At 67.7% G+C, this 23,905-nt stretch carries 22 protein-coding genes; 9 read left to right on the forward strand and 13 right to left on the reverse strand.

All coding sequences use genetic code 11. The features are described from left to right. The first annotated feature begins 209 nt into the window (after window positions 1-209). A complete protein-coding gene (locus ACYVDG_RS27725; RefSeq protein WP_460760389.1) occupies window positions 210-518 on the forward strand; it encodes a 4a-hydroxytetrahydrobiopterin dehydratase in 309 nt (102 codons plus the stop codon). Between the two features lie 323 nt (window positions 519-841). Here ACYVDG_RS27725 and ACYVDG_RS27730 read toward each other — a convergent pair whose 3' ends face one another. Further along, the gene (locus tag ACYVDG_RS27730; protein ID WP_460760392.1) at window positions 842-2,458 is read right to left on the reverse strand and encodes an AMP-binding protein; all 1,617 of its coding nucleotides are present in this window, start codon (window positions 2,456-2,458) and stop codon (window positions 842-844) included. A 119-nt stretch (window positions 2,459-2,577) separates the two neighbouring features. On the opposite strand from ACYVDG_RS27730, the gene ACYVDG_RS27735 reads away from it, so the two are divergent. Beyond that, window positions 2,578-3,603, forward strand: a complete 1,026-nt coding sequence (locus tag ACYVDG_RS27735) for an acyltransferase domain-containing protein (RefSeq protein WP_460760397.1) — start codon at window positions 2,578-2,580, stop codon at window positions 3,601-3,603. 63 nt (window positions 3,604-3,666) lie between these two features. Here ACYVDG_RS27735 and ACYVDG_RS27740 read toward each other — a convergent pair whose 3' ends face one another. The 5 genes from ACYVDG_RS27740 to urtA are packed head-to-tail and all read right to left on the reverse strand — an operon-like array spanning window position 3,667 to window position 8,400. Further along, on the reverse strand, window positions 3,667-4,371 hold the full coding sequence (locus ACYVDG_RS27740; protein ID WP_460760402.1) for an ABC transporter ATP-binding protein: 705 nt from the start codon (window positions 4,369-4,371) through the stop codon (window positions 3,667-3,669). Next, complete coding sequence (urtD, locus tag ACYVDG_RS27745; RefSeq protein WP_460760408.1) at window positions 4,368-5,114, reverse strand: urea ABC transporter ATP-binding protein UrtD; 747 nt, start codon at window positions 5,112-5,114, stop codon at window positions 4,368-4,370. Before urtD ends, ACYVDG_RS27740 begins: the two co-directional genes overlap by 4 nt. Further along, window positions 5,111-6,241 (reverse strand): urea ABC transporter permease subunit UrtC, encoded by a 1,131-nt coding sequence (gene urtC / locus ACYVDG_RS27750; protein WP_460760413.1) that lies wholly within the window; start codon window positions 6,239-6,241, stop codon window positions 5,111-5,113. The genes urtD and urtC overlap by 4 nt, the downstream gene beginning before the upstream one ends. After that, the gene (gene urtB / locus ACYVDG_RS27755) at window positions 6,238-7,128 is read right to left on the reverse strand and encodes an urea ABC transporter permease subunit UrtB (protein WP_460760418.1); all 891 of its coding nucleotides are present in this window, start codon (window positions 7,126-7,128) and stop codon (window positions 6,238-6,240) included. The genes urtC and urtB overlap by 4 nt, the downstream gene beginning before the upstream one ends. Before the next feature lie 48 nt (window positions 7,129-7,176). Continuing rightward, window positions 7,177-8,400 (reverse strand): urea ABC transporter substrate-binding protein, encoded by a 1,224-nt coding sequence (urtA, locus tag ACYVDG_RS27760; RefSeq protein WP_460760423.1) that lies wholly within the window; start codon window positions 8,398-8,400, stop codon window positions 7,177-7,179. A 408-nt stretch (window positions 8,401-8,808) separates the two neighbouring features. Here urtA and ACYVDG_RS27765 point away from each other — a divergent pair, with 408 nt between their 5' ends. The 3 genes from ACYVDG_RS27765 (at window position 8,809) to ACYVDG_RS27775 (ending at window position 12,566) form a co-directional block, all read left to right on the forward strand. Beyond that, complete coding sequence (locus tag ACYVDG_RS27765) at window positions 8,809-9,684, forward strand: DUF3626 domain-containing protein (protein WP_460760426.1); 876 nt, start codon at window positions 8,809-8,811, stop codon at window positions 9,682-9,684. 100 nt (window positions 9,685-9,784) lie between these two features. Then, complete coding sequence (locus ACYVDG_RS27770; protein ID WP_460760431.1) at window positions 9,785-11,404, forward strand: FAD-binding oxidoreductase; 1,620 nt, start codon at window positions 9,785-9,787, stop codon at window positions 11,402-11,404. A 232-nt stretch (window positions 11,405-11,636) separates the two neighbouring features. Then, entirely contained in the window at window positions 11,637-12,566 is a 930-nt protein-coding gene (locus ACYVDG_RS27775) for a hypothetical protein (protein WP_460760436.1), read from the forward strand. A 525-nt stretch (window positions 12,567-13,091) separates the two neighbouring features. On the opposite strand, the gene ACYVDG_RS27780 is transcribed toward ACYVDG_RS27775, so the two are convergent. Beyond that, window positions 13,092-14,099 (reverse strand): SDR family NAD(P)-dependent oxidoreductase, encoded by a 1,008-nt coding sequence (locus ACYVDG_RS27780; RefSeq protein WP_460760441.1) that lies wholly within the window; start codon window positions 14,097-14,099, stop codon window positions 13,092-13,094. Between the two features lie 73 nt (window positions 14,100-14,172). On the opposite strand from ACYVDG_RS27780, the gene ACYVDG_RS27785 reads away from it, so the two are divergent. Further along, entirely contained in the window at window positions 14,173-15,108 is a 936-nt protein-coding gene (locus tag ACYVDG_RS27785; protein ID WP_460760444.1) for an AraC family transcriptional regulator, read from the forward strand. Between the two features lie 565 nt (window positions 15,109-15,673). Here ACYVDG_RS27785 and ACYVDG_RS27790 read toward each other — a convergent pair. Both ACYVDG_RS27790 and ACYVDG_RS27795 read right to left on the reverse strand, forming a co-directional pair. Beyond that, window positions 15,674-16,636, reverse strand: a complete 963-nt coding sequence (locus tag ACYVDG_RS27790) for an aminoglycoside phosphotransferase family protein (protein WP_460760449.1) — start codon at window positions 16,634-16,636, stop codon at window positions 15,674-15,676. 181 nt (window positions 16,637-16,817) lie between these two features. Next, complete coding sequence (locus ACYVDG_RS27795) at window positions 16,818-18,041, reverse strand: RNA-guided endonuclease InsQ/TnpB family protein (RefSeq protein ID WP_460760452.1); 1,224 nt, start codon at window positions 18,039-18,041, stop codon at window positions 16,818-16,820. Window positions 18,042-18,139: 98 nt separating this feature from the next. Here ACYVDG_RS27795 and ACYVDG_RS27800 point away from each other — a divergent pair, with 98 nt between their 5' ends. From ACYVDG_RS27800 to ACYVDG_RS27810, 3 genes are read left to right on the forward strand one after another with little or no spacing between them, the layout of a single operon-like run. Continuing rightward, window positions 18,140-19,126 carry a tyrosine-type recombinase/integrase gene (locus ACYVDG_RS27800; protein WP_460760456.1) on the forward strand — a complete coding sequence of 329 codons (987 nt, stop codon included), beginning with the start codon at window positions 18,140-18,142 and terminating at the stop codon, window positions 19,124-19,126. Between the two features lie 46 nt (window positions 19,127-19,172). Then, a complete protein-coding gene (locus tag ACYVDG_RS27805) occupies window positions 19,173-19,994 on the forward strand; it encodes an exodeoxyribonuclease III (RefSeq protein ID WP_460760460.1) in 822 nt (273 codons plus the stop codon). Window positions 19,995-20,004: 10 nt separating this feature from the next. After that, window positions 20,005-20,811 (forward strand): alpha/beta fold hydrolase, encoded by an 807-nt coding sequence (locus ACYVDG_RS27810; RefSeq protein WP_460760463.1) that lies wholly within the window; start codon window positions 20,005-20,007, stop codon window positions 20,809-20,811. A 68-nt stretch (window positions 20,812-20,879) separates the two neighbouring features. On the opposite strand, the gene ACYVDG_RS27815 is transcribed toward ACYVDG_RS27810, so the two are convergent. The 4 genes from ACYVDG_RS27815 to ACYVDG_RS27830 form a co-directional block, all read right to left on the reverse strand. Further along, window positions 20,880-21,638, reverse strand: coding sequence for a class I SAM-dependent methyltransferase (locus ACYVDG_RS27815; protein ID WP_460760467.1), 759 nt, complete (start codon window positions 21,636-21,638; stop codon window positions 20,880-20,882). A gap of 94 nt (window positions 21,639-21,732) precedes the next feature. Beyond that, complete coding sequence (locus ACYVDG_RS27820) at window positions 21,733-22,386, reverse strand: response regulator (RefSeq protein ID WP_460760472.1); 654 nt, start codon at window positions 22,384-22,386, stop codon at window positions 21,733-21,735. Continuing rightward, entirely contained in the window at window positions 22,383-23,639 is a 1,257-nt protein-coding gene (locus tag ACYVDG_RS27825) for a sensor histidine kinase (RefSeq protein ID WP_460760477.1), read from the reverse strand. The genes ACYVDG_RS27820 and ACYVDG_RS27825 overlap by 4 nt, the downstream gene beginning before the upstream one ends. Before the next feature lie 148 nt (window positions 23,640-23,787). Further along, window positions 23,788-23,895 (reverse strand): hypothetical protein, encoded by a 108-nt coding sequence (locus tag ACYVDG_RS27830; RefSeq protein ID WP_460760489.1) that lies wholly within the window; start codon window positions 23,893-23,895, stop codon window positions 23,788-23,790. Window positions 23,896-23,905: the final 10 nt, after the last annotated feature.

Raw genomic sequence — 23,905 nt, forward strand, 5'->3', positions numbered from 1 at the left:
TGATGTTGGTATATATAAATCTACGGTGTAAAGGTGACGTAGTTTTTAGTTAAAACCCACTGCTCAAAGGAGCGGCTAACGCCGCACCCGCCACACAGGTGCCATTCCTCCCGTGCCACTCGGATCAATCGCCCGGGCCGCGGGGTAGGTACGGGCCGGAACCGGCCAATCACGGATTGGCCCCGTAACCGGCACCGATGGGGGAGAGCATGCCTCAGCTCAACGAAGAGCAGATCAAGGACGGCCTGACCCGGCTCACCGACTGGGAATGGGATCCCGAGCAGGTCCACGTGCGCCGCACCGTACGGCTGCCCGGCTTCCTGGCCGCCGTGGCGCTGGTCAACGAGATCGCCCAGGCCGCCGAACAGGCCGACCATCATCCCGACATCGACATCCGCTACAACACGGTGCACCTGACCCTGAGCACCCACTCCGAGGGGGCGGTCACCGAAAAGGACATGGCTCTGGCCGCCCGGATCGACGAACTGGTCGCGGCCACCACCGAGACCCTGGACTGATCGCGCCCGCCGCGGGCGGCCGGGGTCGAACGGTCGGCGCACGCCACCCGCGGCGGACGGTCCGATCATGCGCGTCTGGCCCCGCCCGGCCACGCCAGACCCGACGGTGCGCCTCGGCCGCAGAGGACAGTAGTCGACTGCCCGTGGCTGAAGCCACGGGCTTGCAGGTAGGTGCCCACGTGGCTGGGAGGAGACCTCCCGCGTCCATCACCCCGTGAACGGCCCAGGACCGTGCGGCTCGGGGGTGGGATCTGTGTGGTCCCGGGGGGAGCGCGCCAGGGCCGGGGCAGGGGCTCTCGGGCTGCGTGGACGGGTGCGCTCGGTCAGCGCAGGCGGGTCCGGCGCATCTTTCCGGAGGCGGTGCGGGGGAGTTCCTCGACGAAGTCCACGGAGTGGGGTTCGGCGTGGGGTGCGAAGCCGGTGCGGACCCAGTCTCGGAGTTCTTCGGCCAGTTCGGGGGAGCCGGTGTGGTCTTCGGTCAGGACCACGCGGGCGCCGACGAGGTGTCCGGCGATGTCGTCGGGGATGGCGTAGACGCCGCACTCGTCGACCGCGGGGTGGTCGTTGAGGACGGCTTCGACCTCGGTGGGACCGATGCGGTAGCTGCGGGTGATGATGGCGCCGTCGTCGCGGGTGGAGAAGTGCAGGTTGCCTTGGCGGTCCATGATGCCGGTGTCCCCGGTGAGGTGGTAGGTCCGCTCGGGGGTGAACCGGATGTCGATGGTGTTCTCGTAGCCGAGGTAGCCCTCGAACCAGTCCAGGGGGCTGTGGTCGCGGTCGATGGCGATGCGGCCGTAGGCGCCCAGGGGTGCGGGTTCGTCGGTGATGGCTTCCAGGACCTGGATGTCCCAGCCGGGTAGGGCCGGGCCGATGGCTCCGGGGGGTGCGGTGGCGGTGGGGTCGCCGTGGTCGCCGTTGGGGAGTCCGGCGCACCAGCCGAGTTCGGTCTGGCCGTAGTGGTCGCGTACGGGGACGCCGAAGAGGTCGGTGGCCCAGTCGATGACGTCGGGGGCGAGGGGTTCGCCGGCGCTGGCCATGCGCTGGACGATGACTTCGGGCGGCAGTGTCTTGGTGGCTGCGCGCAGGGTGCGGTAGGTGGTGGGGTCGGAGGCGAAGTTGGTGACTTGGTGGAGGCCCAGGACGTCGAGGGTGAGTTCGGGGTCGAAGAAGCCTGCACGCAGGGCGAGGGAGTTGTGTCCGGCCAGGAGGGGTGAGATGAGGCCGTGGTAGAGGCCGTAGGCGGAGCCGGGGTCTGCTGTGTTCCAGTAGACGTCGTCGTCTTCTACGCCGAGGCCGAAGTGGTGGTAGGCGTGCATGGCCGACAGGGCGCGGGCGGGGACGCGGACGCCGCGGGGTGGGCCGATGAGGTTGGAGACGTAGACGGTGGCGATGTCGTTGTGGCCGCCGACTGCTGCGGGGGTGGTGTGTGGGGGGTGTTGGCTGAGGCTGGTGAGGGTGTGGTCGCCTTCGCGTAGGGGTTGGGTGCCTGTGGTGGCGATGTGCCAGGTGGGTGGGGTGGTGAGGTGGGGGCCGGGGTCGAGTTTGGTGCGGTATTCGTCTTCGCAGATGACCATCTTGGCGCCGGAGTCGGTGAGGCGTTGGGTGATGGCTGAGGGTGCGAAGGAGGAGAGGAGGGGGACGAGGACGGCTCCCAGGCGCCAGGTGGCCAGGGCGGTGACGGTGAGGTCGACGCCTTTGGGGATGAGGGTGGCGATGCGGTCGCCTTGGGTGATGCCTTGGGTGGCGAGTCCGGCGGCGAGGGTTTGGGAGCTTTCGCGGAGTTGGCCGAAGGTGAGGGTGGTGGGCTCGAGGGTGGGGCCGATTTCGGTGGTGGCGACGGTGCTGGGGTCGTGGCGGTCGCAGAGGAGGTGTGCCACCGACGTGGTGGGGGTGTTGTAGGTGGCGATCCAGTCGCGCAGGAGTTGCGCTGGGTCGGACATCGGTGGGGTTCCTCTTCGGTGTGCGCGTGTGTTGTTTGGTGGGTTAAGCCAAGACTATGCCCACGTGTGGATCAGGTCTCACCTGGCGTGTGTGTTGGGGGTTGGGCCATGATGTGCGGATGGATAGCGCTCGTGTAGTGGAACGGTTCGGGTTGGACGAGGGTGTGCGGTCGTGGTTGGCGGCTGCTGAGGAGTTGCCTGAGCCGGGTGTGGGGTTGAAGGTGCCGTCGGGGGCGGCGGCGGCTGAGGTGTTGGACATGTTCGCGCTGGCTGATCGGGACCGGGCTGAGGTGGAGGCTTTGTGGCCGGGTTCTGGGGGGCCTGGTGGGGAGTGGCCGGAGGAGTTGTGGCACCTGGTGGGGTGTATGTACCGGCGGTTGTGGGCTGATGTTGATCTGCCGGTGGGGGTGTTCAGACCGTGGCCGACGTTGGTGGAGGCTGAGGATCCGCGGGTGCGGGTGGCGTCGTTGTGGGCGTTCGCCGCGATGGTGCCTGAGCAGTTGGCGCGGCATGGGCGGTGGGGGATCGATCGTTCGGTGACGGTGGCGACGCTGGCTGACGTGGGTGTGCAGGTGGCGCGGTCGCGGTGGTTGTTCGGCCGGTTGAGTGTGGAGACGGCGGCGTGGGTGGCGGCGCAGTTGCGGGGCCGGTTGTTCTGGGTGGGGGGTTTGCAGCTGGAGCCGGCGGTGTTGGTGGATCAGGGGCCGGTGCGGTGGTTTTCGGAGGAGGAGGCCGCGGGGTTGGGCCCGGGGATGGGTGTGGGTGATCCGGTGCTGCGGTTGCACATCCCGTCGGGTGGGCTGGATCCGGTGGCGGTGGATGGTGCGTTGGGTCGGGCCCGGGGGTTCGCGCGGGATCATTTGGGGATCGATCCGGTGGTGGCTACGTGTACGTCGTGGTTGTTGGATCCGTGGTGGGGCGAGGTGTTGGGGGAGGGGTCCAACATTGTGCGGTTCCAGCGCCGGTTTGAGTTGGTGGGTGAGGGGTCGCCGGGAGAATCGGATGTGTTCCGGTTCGTGTTCGGGATGCCGTCGGTGGATGTGGCTCGGGCGCCGAGGCGGACGCGGTTGGAGCGTGCGGCTGTGGAGCGGTTGGAGTCGGGTGGGGGTTTGCGGGTGTTGACGGGGTGGTTGCGGTTGCCGTGAGCGTCTGTGTGTTTGGGGTGTGGGGTTCGTCCGGTGGGGCGGGCCCCTTTCTTGTGTGTGGGCTCAGATGGCCATGAGGGCGTGGGCGCTGTCGTGGGTGAGGTCGGTGCGGGGGCCGGTGTGGATGATGCGGCCGGCGTCGATGACGGTGACGGTGTCGGCCAGGCGTAGGGCTACGTCCAGGTACTGCTCGACGAGCAGGATGGTGGTGCCTTGGGCGGCGGTGTCGGTGATGGCGGTTTCGATTTCGGCGACGATGTTGGGCTGGATGCCTTCGGTGGGTTCGTCGAGGATGAGCAGGTCGGGGTTGGTGACCAGGGCGCGGGCGATGGCGAGTTGTTGGGCTTGTCCGCCGGAGAGGTGTCCGGCTTTGCGGTGCAGGAGGGGGTGGAGTCGGGGGAAGCGGGTGAGGGCGGTGTCGATGGGGTGGGTTGCGCTGCGGCCGGTGGCTTGGTGGGTGAGGTGGAGGTTTTCGGCGACGGTGAGGGGTGCGAAGGTGTCGTGGCCTTGGGGTGCGTAGGCGATGCCGCGGCGGGTGCGTTTGTGGGGTGGGTGGTGGGTGATGTCGGTGCCGTTGTGGGTGATGGTGCCGGTGGTGGGGGTGATGAGTCCGGCGATGGTGTTGAGCAGGGTGGTTTTGCCGACGCCGTTGCGGCCCATGATGCAGGCGATGGTGCCGGGGTTGATGGTGAGGTCGATGTCGAAGAGGACGTGGGCGCGGCCGTAGCCGGCGTTGAGGCCTTGGATGTGTAGGTGGGGTGTGGTCATGTGGTGGCTTTCTGGGGGGTGCGGCCGAGGTAGACCTCTTGGACGCGGGGGTCTTGTTGGACGGTGTGGACGTCGCCGTGGGTGAGGATGCGGCCTTCGTGGAGGACGGTGACTTCGCGGGCGTAGCGGCGGAGGAAGTCCATGTCGTGTTCGATGACGATGATGGTGTGGTCGGTGGCGATTTCGGTGAGGAGGTCGCCGGTGCGTGTGCGTTCGTCGGTGTTCATGCCGGCGACGGGTTCGTCGAGGAGGAGGAGTCGGGGTTGTTGGGCGAGGAGCATGGCGATTTCGAGCCATTGGCGTTGGCCGTGGGAGAGGGTGGCGGCTTTGGCGCGGGTGTGGGGGGTCAGGCCGACGCGGTCGAGGATGTGGGTGACGGTGTCGGGCAGGGTGCGGCGTCGGCGTAGGAGTTGCCAGGGGCGGAGGTGGTGGGAGGCGGCGAGGTCGACGTTGTCGGCGACGGTGAGGTCGGTGAAGACGACGCTGGTTTGGAAGGTGCGGCCGATGCCGGTGCGGACGATGTGGTGTTCGGCCATGCCGTTGAGGGGGGTGTTGTTGAAGGTGAGGGTGCCGGAGGTGGGTGGGGTGCGGCCGGTGATGGCGTCGATGAGGGTGGTTTTGCCGGCGCCGTTGGGGCCGATGAGGAAGCGTAGGTCGCCTTCGTTGAGGGTGAGGTTGATGTGGTCGAGGGCGGTGAAGTCGCCGAAGGTGACGGTGAGGTCGCGGATGTCGAGCAGGGTCATGGGGTGCTCCCGGTGGTCTCCTGCGGTGCGGGGGTGCGGTGTTGGTGGCGCCGGTGGTGGAGGGTGTCGGTGAGTTGTCGGGTGAGTCCGGCCAGGCCTTGGGGTGCGAGGGCGATGACGATGATGAAGAGGGCGCCTTGGAGGTAGGTCCAGCCGTCGGCGAAGTTCTCGGAGAAGGTGGTTTGGGCGGCGTTGATGAGGAGGGCGCCGAGGGCGGCTCCTGCGAGGGAGTAGCGGCCTCCGATGGCGACGGCGAGGACCATCATGATGGAGGGGATGACGCCGATGAGGGCGGGGGAGATGATGCCCATGACGGGGACGAAGAGGGCTCCTGCGGCGCCGGCGGCCATGGCGGAGAGGGCGTAGGCGAGGGTTTTGGCCCAGGTGGGGTTGTAGCCGAGGTAGCGGACGCGGTCTTCGCCGTCGCGGATGGCGGTGAGGAGTTGTCCGTAGCGGCTGAGGGTGATGTGGCGGAAGAGGAGGTAGGTGGCGGCCAGGGTGAGGACGGTGAGGATGTAGAGGGTGGTTTGGGCGGTGGGGGTGTAGAGGGAGTGTCCGGCGAAGACGGGGAAGTCGGTGAGTCCGTTGGTGCCGCCGGTGAGGTGTTGTTGGCCGATGAGGAGGATGACGAAGGCGGCGGCGAGGGCTTGGTTGAGGATGGCGAAGTAGGCGCCGCGGACGCGTTGGCGGAAGACGGACCAGCCGAGGAGGGCGGCGACGGCTCCGGGGACGGTGATGGCGGCGGTGATGGCGATGGTGGCGCTGGTGAAGGGTTGCCAGATCCAGGGGAGTTCGGTGAGTCCGGACCAGACCATGAATTGGGGGAGTCCGCTGGTGTTGAGGGGGTCTTGGGCGGCGTTGGCCAGGGTGAGGTGCATGGCTATGGCGTAGGCGCCGAGGCCGAAGTAGACGCCGTGGCCGAGGGTGAGCATGCCGCCGCGGCCCCAGGCCAGGGCGATGCCGAGGGCGACGATGGCGTAGCACAGGTATTGGGCGAGGAGGTTGAGGCGGAAGGGTTCCAGGATGAGGGGGAGGATGAGGAGGGCGGCGGCGAGCAGGGCGAGGAAGGTGGCGGGGCCGCGTAGGCGGGTGAGTGGGGTGGGTGTGGTGTCGGTGGTGTGGGTCATGTGAGTGCCCTGGTCTTGACGGTGAAGAGTCCTTGGGGTCGGGCTTGGAGGAAGGCGACGATGGCGGCGAAGACGATGAGTTTGGCCAGGGAGGCGTCGGCCCAGGCTTCGACGGTGGCGTTGAGGATTCCTAGGGTGAAGGCGGCCAGGATGGTGCCGCGGAGTTGTCCGAGGCCGCCGATGACGACGACGAGGAAGGCGTCGACGATGTAGTTGGTGCCGAGGGTGGGTCCGGTGGGGCCGATGAGGGTGAGGGCGACGCCGGCGATGCCGGCCAGGCCGGAGCCGATGAAGAAGGTGGTGGCGTCGACTTTGCGGGTGTTGATGCCGGAGACGGCGGCGAGTTGGCGGTTGTGGATGACGGCGCGCATCTGTCGGCCTTGGCGGGAGCGGTGCAGGTAGTAGGCGATGGCGATGACGCAGGTGAGGGCGAGGGCGAGGATGAATAGGCGGGAGTAGTGGACGCGGATGTCGCCGAAGAGGGTGATGCCTCCGGTGAGCCAGGGGGGTGTGGGGACGTCGACGTTGGGTGCGCCGAAGGTGTCGCGGGCGGCTTGTTGGAGGATCATGCCGATGCCGAAGGTGAGTAGGAGGGTGTCGAGTGGTCGTCCGTAGAAGTGGCGGATGACGCTGAGTTCGAGGAGCCAGCCCAGGGTTCCGGTGATGGTGAAGGCGACGGGTAGGGCGATCAGGAGTGCGTAGGCGGGGTTGAGGCCGATCCAGGCGTGCAGGACGTAGGCGGTGTAGGCGCCGATCATGATGAGTTCGCCGTGGGCCATGTTGATGACGCCCATTTGGCCGAAGGTGAAGTTGAGGCCGAGGGCGGCCAGGAGGAGGACGGCGCCGATGGCCAGGCCGACGGGGAGTTGGTTGAGGACGGCTTCCACCGCTGCTCCTTTCGGTGTCGGGGCGCGGGTGGTGTCGGGCGCGGTGGTTTAGCCGGTGAGGTCGGTGGCCCAGTCGTATTCGTTCAGGTAGGGGTCGGGGGTGATGGGGTCTTGGGAGGTCCAGATCTCGTCGATGAGTCCTTCGTCGTTGACCTGGCCGACGCGGGCGGTTTTGACGACGTGTTGGGTGTCGCCGTCGATGGTGATGGTGCCTTCGGGGGCGTCGATGGTGATGCCGTCGAGGGCGGCGCGGACGTCGTCGACGTCGAAGCTGTCGGCGGCTTCGACGGCTTCTTTCCAGAGGTAGACGCCGTTGTAGGCGGATTGCATGGGGTCGGAGGTGACGCGGTCTTGCCCGTAGGTGTCGGTGAAGGCTTCGACGAAGCCGGTGTTGGGTTCGGTGTCGAGGGTTTGGTAGTAGTTCCAGGCGGTGAGGTGGCCGGCGATGTTGGTGGTGCCGATGCCTTCGACTTCTTCTTCGGCGAGGCTGACGCTGAGGACGGGGGTGGTGTCGGCGTCGACTCCGGCTGATTGGAGTTGTTGGAAGAAGCTGACGTTGGAGTCGCCGTTGAGGGTGTTGAAGACGGCGTCGGGTTGGGTGCGGGCGATGTCGTTGGTGATGGTGGCGTATTCGGTGTGGCCGAGTGGGGTGTATTCCTCGTCGATGATCTCCATGTCGTGGTGGTCGGCGTAGGCGGTGATGATCTGGTTGGCGGTGCGGGGGAAGACGTAGTCGGAGCCGACCAGGTAGAGGCTGGTGTGGCCTTGTTCTCGTAGGTAGTCCAGGGCGGGGATGATCTGCTGGTTGGTGGTGGCGCCGGTGTAGACGATGTTGTCGCTGGCTTCGAGGCCTTCGTATTGGACGGGGTACCAGAGCAGGCCGTTGTCGCGTTCGAAGACGGGGAGCATGGCTTTGCGGGCGGCGGAGGTCCAGCCGCCGAAGACGGTGACGGCGTCGTCGGACTGCAGGAGTTTTTGGGCGCGTTCGGCGAAGGTGGCTTCGTCGGAGGCTCCGTCTTCGATGACGGGTTCGAGCTGGCGTCCGAGGACGCCGCCGTCGGCGTTGATCTCGTCGATGGCGAGTTGGACGGAGTCGCGGACGGTGACTTCGCTGATGGCCATGGTGCCGGAGAGGGAGTGGATCATGCCGACGGTGACGGTGTCGTCGTCGACTCCGGCGGGGTCGCTGTTGGCGCAGGCGGTGGCGGTCAGGGTGAGGGCGAGGGCTGCGGTGAGGGTGGTGGGCAGGGTGCGTGGGCGGGTGCGGGCCATGTCCGCCTCCTAGGTGTGGGGTGTGTGTGGGGGTGCACCTAGGAGGCTGCGGGTGGGGTGTTTCGTGGGGCGTGTTGGGCTGTTACGTATACATGTCGGTATCCGGTGGGTGGGTTAAATCCTTCTGGTGGCGGGGTGGTGGGTGGCGGTCAGGTGGTGGTGTCCGTCGCCGTGGCAGTGAGGGCAGGGTCGGGGGACGAGGGTGTGTGCGGGTGGTTGGTTGTGTGGGGTGTAGGGCAGTGCCTGGAGCTGGGTGCCGTGTCCGAGGCAGTTGCGGCACAGGACGCGGATGATCATGGGGGCAGGGTACGGGTGCGGGGCGTGTGGTGGGGGTGGTTGGGGTGAGGTGGGCGGTGCGCGAAAGAAAGGGGTGGGGGTGTGTGCGGGTGAGGGTGCATGATCGGTGCCATGCGTGGTTGTGGTGGCGGGTGCGACCGGGGTGTGGGGCAGGCGGCGGTGCGGGAGGCGTTGGCGTGGGTGCGTGAGCGGTCTTGGGGCGGGGGTTTCGCTCCGGGGTGGTCGGTGACGTTGAACTTCCACCCGGACCGGTTGGTGGGTGGGCGCACCGTGGTGGAGCGCATGGCCGCTGAGGGGGTATACCGGTCGCAGTTTGTGACCGGGATCAGTAACGGCGGGTTGACCGCGTTCGAGGGCGGGGACCGGTGGCGGTGGGAGAGCCGCATGTTCGGCGGGGCCTATGACCGGGTGCCGGGGTGTGCGCGGCCGGTGTATGGGGCGCTGGACTGGGCGGGTTCGCAGGTGGGTGCGGCGCCGAGGTTCGGGTCGTGTTTCTTCCGGTTGGGGGAGGCGGTGATGGGGCGGTCCACGTTCTGTTATCCGGACAGCACGTTCGAGCCTTCGGCGTTCGGGGTGGGGGAGCGGATGGGGTTGGTGGAGTTGGCGCGTGCGGCGGCGGCCGGTGGTGGGGGCCGGGATGTGTTGGACGAGTATGTGGAGGCGCAGGTGCACGGCCCGGTGCGGTGGGGCGCGGACGTGGCCGAGTTGGTGTTGGATCCGAGTTTTGGTGGCACCGAGGTGGAGGAGGTGGCGCGTGGGTTGGGGTGTGCGGTGTCGTGGCACGGGGGTTTCCGGTTGTCGGTGGGCGAGTTGCGGCGTCATCCCACCTATCGGGGGCGGGAGTTCGTGGAGTTGGGGGAGACGTTGGCGGTGGGTGGGTGGTTGACGCCGCGGGTTCTGGGTGAGGCGGCGCGGTCGGGGCGGTTTGAGGCGCAGGCGTTGAAGCGGGTGTGGCACTTGGTGGCGCGGTTCGGTGCACCGTTGTAGGTGGGTTCGTGTGGGTTGGGGGTCTGGCCCCGGGGGTTGACTGGTTGGTAACTTACCGGCCAGTCAAGTTGGTGGTGGATACCGGGAAGTGGGGTGGCCCGTGGCTGGTCGGCGGTCGTGGTGGGGTTGGGGGACCGACGAGGGTGCGGTGCGCGGGGCCGAGGCCCGGGCGCTGGAGGAGAACGTGGCGGGGCTGTTGCCGGGCGCGGATCTGGGTGTGCACCGGGCGCCCGACCCGGGGGAGTTGGGATTGTCGGCTCCGCGCATCGCCCCGCCGGAGGCGTTGGCGCACCTGTGCAGTGGTGTGGCGGCCGATCGGGCGGCCCATACTCACGGCAAGGCCTTCCGGGACGTGGTGCGCAACCTTCAGGGTGATGTGCGGACCCCGCCGGATCTGGTGGCCTACCCCACGTGCGAGGCCGAGGTCGTGGACCTGTTGGAGTGGTGTTCGGGCGCGAACGTGGCGGTGGTGGCCTACGGGGGCGGCAGCTCGGTGGTGGGCGGCATCGAGCCTCGGGTGGGTTCGGGGTTTGCGGGGGTGCTCTGTGTGGATCTGGGGCGGATGCGGCGGGTGCTGGAGGTGGACGGTACCGGTGGGGCGGCGCTCATCCAGGCCGGGGTCCTGGGCCCGGATCTGGAGGAGCAGCTACGCCCGCACGGGTTGACTCTGCGCCATTTTCCGCAGTCCTTTGAGTTCTCGACGTTGGGTGGATGGTTGGCCACGCGGGCCGGGGGCCACTTCGCCACCGGCGACACCCGTATCGACGACATGACCCAGGCCATGCGGGTGGTGACCCCGGTGGGGGTGAGCGAGTCGCTGCGGGTGCCCGCCTCGGGTGCTGGTCCGTCCCCGGACGCCTTGTTCTTGGGTTCGGAGGGTGCGTTGGGGGTGATCACGCAGGCGTGGATGCGGTTGCGTGCGCGGCCGCGGTGGCGTTCGCAGGTCTCGGTGCGTTTTGCGGAGTTCTCGGCGGGGGTGGCGGCGGTGCGGGCCCTGGCGCGGTCGGGGATCGAGCCGGCCAATTGCCGGTTGTTGGATGCCGCCGAGGCGCTGATCAACGCTGGGGCCGATGTGGGCGGTGGGTTGCTGGTGGTGGGGTTGGAGTCGGCCGACCACCCCCAGCATGCGGTGATGGAGCGGGTGGTGGAGCTGTGCGGCGATCACGGTGGTGAGGTGTCGGGGCGGGTGCGCCACAGTGACACCTGTGACGAAGGAGCGGGGTCGGGCCGGGGGGCCGGCGGGGATGCGGGCCAGTGGCGGTCGGCGTTCCTGCGCATGCCGTATCAGCGCGATGCCCTGGCGCAGCGGTCGGTGATTGCCGAGACGTTCGAGACGGCCTGTACGTGGGACCGGTTCGAGGGGTTGCACGCGGCGGTGATGGGCGCGGCCCGGAAGGCGGTCGACGAGGTGTGTGGGGGCCGTGGTGTGGTCACGTGCCGGTTCACGCACGTGTATCCCGATGGTGTGGCGCCGTACTTCGGGATTTACGCCGAGGGCCGGTGGGGGTCGATGGTGGCGCAGTGGGACGAGATGAAGGTGCGGGTGTCGGAGGCGTTGGCCGCGCACGGGGGCACGATCACCCACCACCACGCGGTGGGGCGTGATCATCGTCGGTGGTATGACCGGCAGCGCCCGGACGTGTTCGCTTCGGCGTTGGGTGCGGCCAAACGGGGCCTGGACCCGGCGGGGGTGCTCAATCCAGGTGTGCTGATCGGTTGAGCCCGGCTGTGCCAGATGTGTCGGGTGCGTCGGGTGGGGGTGTGGGGAATATTCGGGCGAACCCCGGGCGGGTGCGGGCCATCGCACGGGGGAGTGAACACGTCCGTGCAGAGGAGCAGCACTGTTGAGCAGCACCCCCGAATCCCCTGAACCCCGTGAGCGCACGGAGGCGGTCACCACGGCGAAGGTTCCCGGACCCACACCGTGGCTGGTGGGCTTGGTGTGGGTCGCTGTGCTCACCCCGGTGCTGGGTGTGGTGGTGACGGTCTCGGTGGCGCTGGTCAGGATCGAGGTCGAGCACGGTGGGGACGGGGGGATGCTGCTGTCGGCGCTGGTGGGTTTCGCTCTGGCCGCGGGGGCTCTGTTCTGGTTCCGGTGGTGGATGCGGCGGCAGGGTGCGTCGCGTCCGGAAGAGCTGCCTGTGGTGGTGGGCGTGGCGGCGGTGACCGGCACGGTGGTCGGGTTCCTGCGCCTTGAGTGGGGGGTGGTGGTGGACACGCTTGCCCCGGTGATGTTTCCGCTGGGGTATGCGGTGGTGGCGTTGGCGGGTGCGGCGGTGGTGTGGAGTATGCAGCCCCAGCGCAGGCGTGTGGTGTTCGCTTCGGGGTTGGTGTTGGTGCTGTGCGCGGCGGCGGTGGGCTTGTCGTGGCAGCAGAAGGTCGCCGATGAGCGGGAGAGCAAACGGGATAGCAAAGATGAGCTGTCTCAGGAGGTGGCCGCCGTGGGCCATCCGATCGGAGCCCTGAACGCCCCGGCGTGGGAGCCGACGCAGATGTGGGTGGCTGACCGAACTGGTGTGGTCATCACGTATATGCCTCAAGACCAGCAGGTGGCGGGGGATGGGTTCGCGCTGAGGTTGCGCACCGAACAGGTAGACCCCGATGACGACCGGTCGCGTCCTGAATGGTGGAACTGTTCCGTGGACGGTGGGCAGCTGCCGTGCGAGGAGCATGGCCAGGTGGTGTTGGTCGACAAGTCCGAGGAGCAGTCCTTCATGCAGGCGCGGGTGAAGGTGGAAGAGGGCGTCGTCGCGACCTTGTCGGCCGAGATGCGCGGCGATGCGGAGTTGGAGATGCCCGGCGTGGACATGGTGGAGTTGGCGGAGCAGATCCGCCCGGTGGAGGGGGCGGGTGCTCAGCGGGTCGTGGAGTCGGTGCGTTGAGGTCGTGATCCCTGACGGCGGGCCTGAGTTGGCGTTCGCGGGGCGTGGGTCGTCGGGGTGAGCCACATCCGGGCAGGGGCGTTGGGTTTCGCGGCTTCCTGGCGGTGGGTCGTCTTTCTGTGCTGGGTGCGTGTGTGGGGTGTGTCGGTGGTTGCGGGGAGGCCCTCCACCACTCAACTTGACATAATGTGCATTATCGGCGATATGGGAATGCCTGTGGGGAAGGGGTTGTGGGGCTCTGAAGGGCGCGTGGGCGGGCGTTGTTGGGAGCCTTGGGGCTTAAGTCATCGGGGTCGGCTGTGCCGGGGCTCCGGGTGTTGATGCTGTGCGGGCTGGTGGGTTGGCGCGCAGGTGTGGGCCCGGGTTACAGGCGGGTTGTGGGCTCTGGTGGTCGGGTTAGCGTGGATCCGGAGGTGCTCTGAGGGCGTGCTGGCGGAGCCCGAGGCTCGCAGGAAGACAACCACACTCTTACTGGGTGCCTTCCTCAGCGCGGCAGCGTGTGGGGCTTGCAGAAGGCGGTGACACTTAGCTCAATCTCATCGGGGAACTGAGGAGTTGTTCGCTCAGTTCCCAAAAGCGTTGCGCTGATCGTGGATCGATGGAGTGTGACATGACCTCGGAGGGGGGCTCGATGGCGGACATCGGTCGTGGCTCGTCGTCCAGAGGCGAGATGTCGTTGTCTTTGAGGTAGACGCCACCGATCTCGGTGAGCAGCGGGCTGGTCGCGGCGAACACGATGGTGCTGGCTCCTTGTTGCGGTGTCTTCTTTCCGTGTTCGGGGTCGATGACCGGTCGGCCGGATTCATCGATCAGGCCTTCGGCGCGATGGGCCTCCTCGCCCGCTGCGCTGTTCAGGCCGGTGCCGACGACGACACCCGGATGAGCGGCGTAACCGCGGATGCCATCGGCGGCCCATCGGCGGTCGAGTTCGACTGCGAACAGGACGTTGGCGGTCTTGGACTGGGCGTAGGCGAGACCGGGCGAGTACTCGGTGATCTGGAAGTTCGGGTCATCCCACAGGATGTCGGAGAACCGCTGTGCTCCAGAGGTCACATTGACCACCCGGGCGCCGTGAGCCGTGCGTAGCGATGGGAGCAGGGCCAGGGTGAGCTGGAAGTGACCGAGATGGTTGGTCGCGAACTGCGCCTCGTATCCGCGGGCGTCCCGGACCAGTTCCCGAGGTGGCATGCCGGCGTTGTTGATCAGAATGTGCAGTGGTCGTCCGGAATCGACGAAGCGAGTAGCGAAGGCGTCGATCGAGGCCGGATCGAGGAGATCCAGCCGACCGATCTCAACGCGCTCGATTCCCGCCAGCGCGGCTGCTGCGCGTTCCGGATTTCGTGAGCCGACGGTCACCGAGGCGCCAGCCAGGCTCAGCGTGCGCGTGGTCTCCAGACCGAGCCCGGCATGGCCGCCGGTGATGAGAACGTTCCTGCCTGAGAGGTCGATGCCGGCCAGGACGTCCTCCGCTGTCGAGGAGGCGGTGAAGCCCGAGCTGATGGGGTGTTGCTTGTGCGCGATGTTCTTTGTCATACCACCATCCTCGGCCGTCTAGTCCGTACTGTGAATGGTTGTGCGTCCCAATTTCTTGTGCGAGAGTGCGAATATGACTGTGGATCGTCTGTCCGAGGTGCTTGACATCGTGGAGGTCCGTGGCGTGCTCTCCGGCGGTTTTGCTGCGCGCGGCCGGTGGTTCACCCGCGGTGAGGTCCACATCCCGCTGAAGTTCATCGCTGTGGTGTGCGGTCAGGCCCGGCTCACCACAGACGGCGTTGCCGCCCCGATCCCGATGGGGTCTGGAGACGTTGCCATCCTGAACGACAGATCATGGCTGGAACTCGAAGGCGGCACCGGCGACGGACCGCGGCACGAGATCCTGCCCGAGGAGGATTTCTCCTCCGCCCGGCTCGCCGTGGCGGATCGTGAGACGGACGATGTCGTGGTGGGCGGTCGTATCGACCTCACCCCTGCTGGTAGAGCAATGCTGCTGAACGTCCTGCCACCAGTGGCGCACATTGAAGCATCGACGGTGGATGCGACGTCCCTGCTCGACAGCCTTCACAGCCTTCTCGATGAGGTGACTGGACGGAGGTTCGGTTCAGCGTTCGCGATCCGACAGCACGGTCAACTACTGCTGCTCGAGGTGCTGCGCGCCTACGCAGGCCGGGCCGACCTGCCCCCGGGATGGCTCAGCGTTCTCAAGGACGAGCGACTGCGGCCCGCCCTCGATCTCATGCATGACCACCCGGAGAAGCCATGGGGCCTGCACGACCTCGCCCGCGCCACGGCCATGTCGCGCACATCGTTCGCTCAGCGCTTCCGTCAGGCGGCGGGCATCCCACCGCTGACCTACCTCAACCACTGGCGCATGTTGCTCGCCCAGCGTGCACTGCGAGACGGTGACGCCCGGGTCGCTTCTCTTGCCGCAGATCTGGGCTATGCGTCTGAGAGCGCCTTCAGCACGGCGTTCAAGCGCGTGGTCGGACAATCTCCCCTTCGGTATCGGCGTCGTGTGCGTGCCGATCAGCTCGTTCCGGGTTGAGCTAAGAGGGCCGGTCGCTGCTGCGGCCGGATGGGATTCGTGAGCTCGGTCAATGCCTGTGCCGTCTGGTGAAACCGAGCTAGTCGTTGCTGGACAGGACGTTGAGCGGGCTGATCGATGGCGTACTATTCGTCAGTATCTCACCGAGTTGGTGAGTGCCAGGCGAAGTTCACCGGGTATCGCGTCGGGATGGTTCTCTGTGGCGGGTGACCTTGGCTGTTCTGGAGCCCCTTTCGGGTGCCGCTCTCGCCATGTTTCATGCATAAACGGTGTTATGCATCCTTTTGTAGTTATTTGGCAATACGTGACCGATTCTGCTTGCGGGTCGCCGACCGTTCACTCCGGTTCTGCGACGGGCACTCCCCTGTGCTGCGGTGCGCCAGCGCCTCAATCCTTTCGAGCGTACGTTCGTATTCGGCTCCGGCCAGAGCGTCGGTCGAACTACTGTTCGCCAGTGCGGCTGTTCCTTGTCGTTGCGGCGCCCGCTAAGCCAACCCCAGGGGCACTCCCCCGTCGGGCACCCCCTGGGGCGGCCATCCCCCCGCACAGGCATCACTCTCCGTAGTTAACGCATGTCCCCAGGTGTCCCCTGCTCCCCCAGCCCCAAGGCCCCACGCACGTCCGAGCGCCGCAGAGCCGCCACACACCAGGCAAAATGGCCATCATCGCCGCTCTCGGAGTAGGAGTTGGCGCCCGCGATCGCGTAGGCGGCCCGGTAGAGCAACAGGCGCTCGCGCTCGCAGCCCAACTCCCCCACCCAGCGCCCGACAAGGGCGTCATCGCACTCCCGGGCCCGGGGCCCGTACATGTCGAAGAAACCCGCCGCGGTGGCCGCGTCGAAGGCCGCATCGCCCGCACAGGTAAGAAAACCCCAGTCCAGAACAGCCGTGGGCTCCCCCTTGGCGTCGACCAGGATGTTGCCCGGGCACAGGTCGCCGTGCACGATGCCGACCGGGCTACCCGCCAGGCGCCCCAACAGCGACAGGACACGCTCGGTGACAGCATCCAGGTCGGGTACGGCGGCCGACAAGGGGCCATGGAAGCGCTGGGCGCGGCGCCTGACCAGCGCAGCCAGGGTCTGGGGCCAGTCGGTGTGCCCGGCCCAGAGCGGGGTGCTCTCGTCCAGGACGGGCAGGGCACGGGTGGCCTCCCCCGCCCGGGTGCCCTTTAGCGCCTTCAGGACGGTCGTGGTGGCCTCCTGGGCGGTTCGGGTGGTGGCGGCGCCGTGCTCGAGGACCTCCAGGCTGGTGCCGGGCAGTTCGTTCTCGACACTGATGGCGGTGTCCCGGTGGTGGCGGACCCGGGTGATGCGCGGCGTGTCAAAGGGCAGGCCCTGGGCGGCCAGCTCCTCGTAGAAGGCGCGCAGACGCTCCAGATCCTCCACGGTGCGGTGGTGCCAGGCCTTGGCGACCAGGCCCGGGCGTAGGCGGTGAACGGTGCCCTCCATGCCCTGCCCCAGGTGGTGGGCGTTGGGCCAGCCCCACTGGGCGTAGAGGTCTTCCCACGTGGTGTGGGCTTGGTGGGTCACAGAGTCCTCTCCTGCTCGGCTCCCCCGGTCGGTCGCCGGGTTCGAGGGTAGCGGGCAGCTCGGCGGTGCCCGGGGGCCCGACCGCATCGGTGGGGGTGTGGTGCGCGCGGGTGGGGCCGAGGGCAGGCAGGATTGGGGCTTGGCTCCTCGCCTCCCTGAAGGGAAGCGATTCCGGAACCACCTAACGGTGGTTCGAGGCTCTGGCCCCGTCACGGGTCGCCCCGTGGCCTTCCTGCTTCGACGCCGACTGCCCCGTCCGGGAGGACTCCCGTTGAGGTCTGACACCAGCTCCACAGGCAGAAACCGCCAGCCCGGCGGCCTTGATGTTGACCGCGGCGTTCACGTCGCGATCATGGGTCACGCCACACCCGCACGTCCACTCCCGAACGTTCAACGGCAGCTTGTCCTGGAGCTTCCCGCACGCCGAGCACAGCTTGGAGGACGGGAAGAACCGGTCGATGGCGACCAGCTCCCGCCCGTACCAGGCGGCCTTGTACTCCAGCATGGTGCGCAGTTCGGTCCAGGCCGCGTCCGAAATGGCGCGGGCGAGTTTCCTGTTCTTGACCAGGTTGCGGACGGTCAGGTCCTCGATCACGACCACTTGGTTTTCGCGGACGAGTCGAGTGGTGAGCTTGTGCAGGAAGTCCTTCCTGCGGTCAGTGATGCGGGCGTGCACCCGTGCCACCTTCTTGCGGGCCTTGTCCCGGTTCACCGAGCCCTTGGCCTTGCGGGCCAGCTCCCGTTGGGCCTTGGCCAGCTTCTTGCGGTCGCGGCGCTCGTGCCGGGGGTTGGCCACCTTCTCCCCCGTGGACAGGGTCACCAAGCTGGTGATGCCCGCGTCCACCCCCACCACATGTTCGGTGGGTGCGTGGTGGGTGACGGTGTCCTCGCACAGGATCGACACGTGCCACCGCCCCGCGCTGTCCTTGGACACCGTCACCGTCGAAGGCACCGCACCCTCTGGAAGCGGACGCGACCACACGATGTCCAACGGCGCGGACATCTTCGCCAACGTCAGCTGCCCGTTGCGGTACGTGAACCCCGATCGGGAGTACTCCGCCGACGCTTTGGACTTCTTGCGGGACTTGAACCGCGGGTACCGGGTGCGCTTATCGAAGAAGTTCCGGAACGCCGTTTGCAGGTGTCGCAGCCCTTGCTGGAGGGGAACGGAGGAGACTTCGTTCAGAAACGCGAGGTCGGGGTCCTTCTTCCATTCCGTGAGCGCGGCCGACGCCTCCTTGTAGTTGACCCGCCGCTGCTCGGTGAACCACGCCGTGGTGCGTTGGTCCAGAGCGCGGTTGTAGACCAGGCGCACGCATCCGAAGGTGCGCGACAGCTCCGCTGCCTGCGCATCTGTGGGGTAGAAGCGGTACTTGAACGCACGCTTCACCATGCTCCTGGTCATGCTCACATTCTACCGTAGCTAGTTGTAAGCTTGGACCGGGAAGGAGGCGGGCGTTTCCTCCCCCGCCTCAGCCGGGGGTCTCCACGCCCAACAAACTGATGAGTGGCGATGTGTTGTCGGCGGAGCAGGCGATCGAGCGGTATTTGGTGGCCCGGAGGGCGGCCAAGCCCTCGCCGCACACGGTGGCGGCCTACCGGCGGGACCTGGTGGGTGTGTTGGGGTGTGCGGGGCGTGCTGTGGGGTGTGAGCCCGCGGAGGTGGGGTTGGCGGACTTGGGTGCGGGGCTGTTGCGGGAGGCGTTCGCGGAGTTCGCTGAGGAGCGGGCGGCGTCGAGTGTGCTGCGGTCGTGGTCGACGTGGAACGGATTTTTCGCGTTCTGGGTGTCGGAGCAGGTGGTGGCCGGTAATCCGATGTCGGCGGTGCCCAGGCCCAAGGTGCGGCCTTCAGGTCCTAAGCCGTTGATGGGTGAGGAGACACCGGAGCGGTTGCTGGAGGCGTTGGCGCGGGGTGCGCGGCGGGCCCGTGACCCGTGGCCCGAGCGGGATCTGGCGGTGTTGGCGTTGGCGTTGTTGACGGGGATGCGGTCGGCGGAGATGTTGTCGCTTCGGGTGGAGTCGTTGGGTGGGCGGCCCGGTGAGCGGCGGATTCGGGTGGTGGGCAAGGGCGGTGGTGAGCGGGTCCTGCCGATCGAGGTGCCGTTGGAGGCGTTGCTGGAGACGTATTTGGAGTCGCGTCGGGTGCGGTTCGGTGTGGTGCGCGGCTCGGAGGCGTTGTTGGTGGACAACCGGGGTGCGGGGTTGCGGCGGGGTGGGCTGCAGTATCTGGTGAAGCAGTGTTACCGGCATGCGGGGGTGCATGACCGGGTGGCGCGGGGGACGTTGGTGCACGCGCTGCGGCATACGTTCGCTACGCGGTTGGCTGAGGACGGGGCGTCGGTCACCGAGATCATGCATTTGCTGGGTCATGCGTCGGTGACGTCGTCGCAGGCCTATATCGAGGTGACGGCGCGGGCTCAGCGGGAAGCGGCCGGGTCGAACCGTACCTATGGGGTGCTTCGGCGGTTGGCGGAGTCTGAGGAGGGGTGAGGGCGCAGAGGCTGGCGGGCCGGTGGAGGTGGTTACGCTGAGAGGCGTGAACCAGTCGACTTTTGTTGTGTCCAGCGTCAACGTCAATGGCCTGCGGGCGGCCGCGAAGAAGGATCCGGGGTTTGTGTCCTGGTTGGCGGACACGGACGCGGATGTGGTGTGTGTGCAGGAGTCGCGGGCGGAGGCTGAGCAGCTGCCCGCGAAGGTGATCTCGCCTGAGGGGTGGCATGTGCAGTTGTGCCCGGCGGCGGCGAAGGGCCGTGCGGGTGTGGCGCTGTATTCGCGGGTCGAGCCCGATGCGGTCCGTGTGGGGTTCGGTGCGGCCGAGTTCGATGATGCGGGCCGGTATGTGGAGGCCGATTTCGGGGATGTGACGGTGGCGAGCCTGTATCTGCCTTCGGGTGAGGTGGGTACGCCGCGTCAGGAGGAGAAGGAGCGCTTCATGGAGGCGTTCCTGCCGTACCTGGTCAAGCGCCGTGCGCAGGTCGAGGAACAGGGTCGTGCACTGGTGGTGTGCGGGGACTGGAACATCGCGCACACCGAGGCGGATCTGAAGAACTGGCGGGGCAACAAGAAGAACTCGGGTTTTCTGCCTGAGGAGCGTGCGTGGTTGTCGCGGGTCTTCGACGAGGCGGGGTATGTGGATGTGGTGCGTGCCCGGTTCCCTGACCAGGAGGGCCCGTATTCGTGGTGGTCCTACCGTGGTCGGGCTTTCGACAATGACACCGGGTGGCGCATTGATTATCAGGTGGTGACGCCGGGGTTGGCGGCGCGGGTGGAGTCGGCCCGGGTGGAGCGTTACCCCAGCCGTGAGGAGCGCTGGTCGGATCATGCGCCGGTGACGGTGGCGTATCGGGTTGCGGAGTAGGGGGCGGAACATGGGTGTGCCGATCGTGTTGGCACATGGGTTGCGGTCGTCGTCGAGTATGTGGCGGCCTCAGGTGGAGTTCTTGGAGGCGCAGGGGCGCACGGTGGTGGCGCCCGACCTTCCGGCCCACGGGTCGCGTCGGGGTGAGGACTTCTCGGTGGGGCGTGCGGTGGACACGCTGTTGGACGCCATCGACTCGGTGGGTGGCCGTGCCCTGCTGGTGGGGTTGAGCATGGGCGGGTTCGTGGCGATGGCGGCGGCGGGTGCGGCGCCGGGTCGGGTCGCGGGTCTGGTGGCGGCCAGTTGCACGGCTCAGCCGGCGCAGTCTTTGGCGCAGGTGTATCGCATTCCGTCGGTGTTGATGGACCGGTTGCCGGACAAAGGTGCGACCATCAACGAGCGGTTCCACCGGTTGACGTTGCGTGACGGTGCGGCTGACGCGGTGGTCGATGGCGGGTTGGCCGTGGAGGCGGCGACGGCGGTCATCGATGAGCTCTCGCGGATTGACGCGCTGTCGGCGCTGTCGGCCTATGCGGGGCCGGTGTGGTTGATCAACGGGGCGCGGGACCACTTCCGTATACATGAGAAGCAGTTCTTCGACGCGTGCGCTCAGGGGCGGTTGGTGAACGTGCCGCGGGCCGGGCACATGGTGAGTCTGGACCAGCCGGTGAATTTCGCTCGGATCGTCTCCGATGCCGCTGATGTGGTGTCGGTGGGTGCGCAGTGGCCGGTGGTGGATCCGGGTGGGTCGGGTCCGGATTCGGTGGAGGCTGGGGCCCCGGATGTGGAGCCGGAGGTGGGTTCGGGGCCTGAATGATGGGTGCTGTGCCCTGTGGGGGCGGTGGGTCGTGGTGGCCCGTCGCCCCCTCTTTGTGTGTGGGGGGGTTAGTGGTGGGTGCGCGGGGTGGGGATGGCTTGGCCGGGGCGGGGGCGTTCGGGCAGGTGGAAGAAGATCATGGGGTTGTGGGGTGAGTCGCGTACGGGTGTGTGGAGGCCGAGTTCGGTTTTGAGTTCGGTCAGGGCTTGGTGGTGGTGGGGTGCGCGGGCGGCGGAGGCGGTGAAGTAGTCGGTGGTGTTGTTGGTGAGCCAGGTGAGGACGGCGGCGCCTTCGGTGAAGGGCAGGGCGTAGCGGTGGTGGAAGACGTCGTGGACGCTGACGGGGATGTGGGCGGGCAGGGTGGGCAGTAGGTGGTGGATGTACCAGCGGGCGAACCAGCCGTTGTGGGCGGCGTCGATGAAGAGGTAGTCGGTGGTGGTGGGGATGTGGGTGATCTTGGCGCGGACGTCGCCTTTGGTGAAGGTCCAGCGGTCGGTGGTCAGGTCTGGGGGCAGGTGGGTGGCGGCGTGGTCGACGATGTCGAAGGAGTGCAGGTGGCCGGTGCCGTTGTCGCGGAGTGCGGACAGGATCCAGGCGGAGGACCAGCCGTAGTAGGTGCCGATTTCGACGACGTTGGTGGGTTGGTGGTGGCGTAGGAGCAGGTAGGTGATTTCTGCTTCGAGGTCGTCGAGTTGGGGGGTCATGGCGGGGTCGGCGTTGGTGAGGTGCTGGCGTTGTTGGTCGCGTACGCGGGCCAGGTCGTCTCGGTGGGTGCGGTAGAGGGTGGTGATGAGGTCGAGGTCGATGGTGGGTGTGGTGGTGGACATGGTCTTCCCCCGGGTCGAGCTGCGGCCACGTTGGTCACTGAACGTAACAGTGTGATTGTTGTGGGTTGGTGTGCTGGTGGGTGTGTCGTGGTTTTCAGGAGGGGGTGCCGGGGCGGATGAGGCCGGAGTCGTAGGCGGCGATGACGGCTTGGGTGCGGTCGCGTACGCCGAGTTTGGTGAGGATGTTGGACACGTGGGTTTTGACGGTTTGGACGCCCAGGTGCAGGTGGTGGGCGATTTCGTTGTTGGTGAGTCCTTGGGCCATCAGGGTGAGGGTTTGGGCTTCGCGTTCGGTGAGGGTGGCGACGGCTTGGGCGGCGGGTGTGGGGTGTGCGGGCTGGGTGGCGGCCAGGGCCCGTAGGGCGGTGGGGAACAGCAGGGTGTCGCCGCGGTGGACGAGGCGGATGGCGGCCAGGATGTCCTCGGGCGGGGTGCGTTTGAGGAGGAAGCCGTGGGCGCCGGCGCGCAGGGCGCCCCAGACGTAGTCGTCGTTGTCGAAGGTGGTGACGACGATGACGCGCGGTGGTTGGGGTGTGCGTTGGAGGGTGCGGGTGGCCTGGATTCCGTCCAGTCCGGGCATGCGCACGTCCATGAGGATGAGGTCGGGGCGGGTGCGGCGGATCAGGTCGGGCACGTCGGCGCCGTCGGCGGCTTGGCCGGTGACCTCCATGTCGGGTTCGGCGTCGATGAGGGCGGCCAGGCCGGCGCGGATGAGGGCTTCGTCATCGACGAGGTTGATGCCGATCATGTGTCTTTCCAGGTCAGGTGGAGTGTGAGGTGATAGTGGGTGGTGGTGGGTGTGGTGGTCAGGGTGCCACCGATGAGGTGGGCGCGTTCGCGCATGCCGGTGAGGCCGCGTCCGCCGGTGCGGGGGCGGGGTGTGCGTGGGGTGCGGGGTGGGAGGGGGTTGGTGACGGTGAGGGTGAGTTCGCCGGGTGTGGTGGTCAGGGTGAGGGTGAGGGGTTGGTGGGGTGCGTGGCGGAGGGCGTTGGTGAGGGCTTCTTGGGCGATGCGGTAGGTCTCGCGGGAGAGGAGGGCGGGTACGCGGGTGGGGTCGCCGTGGAGGTGGCAGGTGAGGTCGGTGCCGGTGTGTTGTGTGGCTTCTGCCAGGTGGGTGAGGTCTGTCAGGTCGGGTGGGGGTGTGCGGGGGGTGGTGGTGTCTTCGCGCAGGACGCCGAGGGCGTGGTCGAGGTCGGCGGTGGCGGTGCGTGCGGTGTCGGCGATGTGGGTGAGGGCTTGGCGGGCGAAGTCGGGGTTGGTGTTGATCAGGCGGGCGGCGGTGGCGGATTGGAGGGTGATGACGGAGAGGGCGTGGCCGATGGAGTCGTGGAGTTCGCGGGCCAGGCGGTTGCGTTCGGCGAGGGTGTGGGCGTGGGCGTGGGCGGCGGCTAGGCGGTCGGTTGGGGTGGGGCCGAGGAGGTGGGGTGCGGCTTTGGCGAGGAGGTGGCCGGTGAGGGCGATGGTGTAGATGAGGGCTAGGACCCAGGTCAGGGCGAGTGGGGGTCCCCAGAGGGGGTGGGTGAGGGTTCCGTAGCCGAAGAGGGTGAGGGGGCCTTGGGCGATGGGGTGGGGTTGTGTGGTCAGGGGGGCGATGGCCAGGAGTGCGGCTTCGGTGAGGGCGGTCATGGTGGCCAGGCAGGTGGCCATGCCGGTGGTGAGGTGGAGGTGGAGCCAGGCGATGGGGCGCCAGCGGCTGGTGGTGGGTGTGGTGTCGAGGTGGGTGAGCAGGGCGCGGGCGAGGTGGTGTTGGCCGGTGCGGGTGGCGGGGATGAGGGCGGTGGCGGTGATGAGGGTGGTGGTGATGAGTGCGGTGAGTAGGTAGAGGGTGGGTGTGGGGGTTGGGGTGTCGGTGGTGGGGTTGGTGCTGGTGAGCAGGGTGGCGAGGACGAGGGCGGCCATGAGGTAGGGCATCAGGAGTGCGCCGCCGATGATCAGGTAGGCCCAGCGTCGGTGGGTGTGGGTGCTGATCAGGGGGTGGAGTGGGGCGGTGAGCGGGCGCATGGGTGGATCGTGGCATGGGTGGGTGGGTGTGCGCCTCCCTCTGGGGTGGGAGGGCGTGGCGGGGTGATGGGTTGGTCACCCGATCTCCCGGAGGATGCCCCGGCCTTCAGGCCGGGGAGGAATCCGCTCTCCCGCGTAGCGGGTCAGGTCAAGCCGATGCGCCGCCAGGCGAACCGGCGCCTCCCAGCGCGGTCTCCAGCAGGTACACGATCTCTGAGTTGATGGACCGCCGGTCGTGCCTGGCCTGGTCGGCCAGACGCGCGTGC

This window comes from Nocardiopsis oceani (genome assembly GCF_054777395.1).

Bases quoted from the DNA above. Each gene is read 5' to 3' on its own strand.
- ACYVDG_RS27800 (WP_460760456.1), top strand. From the start codon at position 18,140: ATGAGTGGCGATGTGTTGTCGGCGGAGCAGGCGATCGAGCGGTATTTG.
- urtD (WP_460760408.1), bottom strand. From the start codon at position 5,114: ATGACCCTGCTCGACATCCGCGACCTCACCGTCACCTTCGGCGACTTC.
- ACYVDG_RS27780 (WP_460760441.1), bottom strand. From the start codon at position 14,099: ATGACAAAGAACATCGCGCACAAGCAACACCCCATCAGCTCGGGCTTC.
- ACYVDG_RS27725 (WP_460760389.1), top strand. From the start codon at position 210: ATGCCTCAGCTCAACGAAGAGCAGATCAAGGACGGCCTGACCCGGCTC.
- urtC (WP_460760413.1), bottom strand. From the start codon at position 6,241: ATGACCCACACCACCGACACCACACCCACCCCACTCACCCGCCTACGC.
- ACYVDG_RS27730 (WP_460760392.1), bottom strand. From the start codon at position 2,458: ATGTCCGACCCAGCGCAACTCCTGCGCGACTGGATCGCCACCTACAAC.
- ACYVDG_RS27825 (WP_460760477.1), bottom strand. From the start codon at position 23,639: ATGCGCCCGCTCACCGCCCCACTCCACCCCCTGATCAGCACCCACACC.
- ACYVDG_RS27795 (WP_460760452.1), bottom strand. From the start codon at position 18,041: ATGACCAGGAGCATGGTGAAGCGTGCGTTCAAGTACCGCTTCTACCCC.
- ACYVDG_RS27820 (WP_460760472.1), bottom strand. From the start codon at position 22,386: ATGATCGGCATCAACCTCGTCGATGACGAAGCCCTCATCCGCGCCGGC.
- ACYVDG_RS27735 (WP_460760397.1), top strand. From the start codon at position 2,578: ATGGATAGCGCTCGTGTAGTGGAACGGTTCGGGTTGGACGAGGGTGTG.
- ACYVDG_RS27815 (WP_460760467.1), bottom strand. From the start codon at position 21,638: ATGTCCACCACCACACCCACCATCGACCTCGACCTCATCACCACCCTC.
- ACYVDG_RS27740 (WP_460760402.1), bottom strand. From the start codon at position 4,371: ATGACCACACCCCACCTACACATCCAAGGCCTCAACGCCGGCTACGGC.
- ACYVDG_RS27765 (WP_460760426.1), top strand. From the start codon at position 8,809: ATGCGTGGTTGTGGTGGCGGGTGCGACCGGGGTGTGGGGCAGGCGGCG.
- urtA (WP_460760423.1), bottom strand. From the start codon at position 8,400: ATGGCCCGCACCCGCCCACGCACCCTGCCCACCACCCTCACCGCAGCC.
- ACYVDG_RS27785 (WP_460760444.1), top strand. From the start codon at position 14,173: ATGACTGTGGATCGTCTGTCCGAGGTGCTTGACATCGTGGAGGTCCGT.
- ACYVDG_RS27810 (WP_460760463.1), top strand. From the start codon at position 20,005: ATGGGTGTGCCGATCGTGTTGGCACATGGGTTGCGGTCGTCGTCGAGT.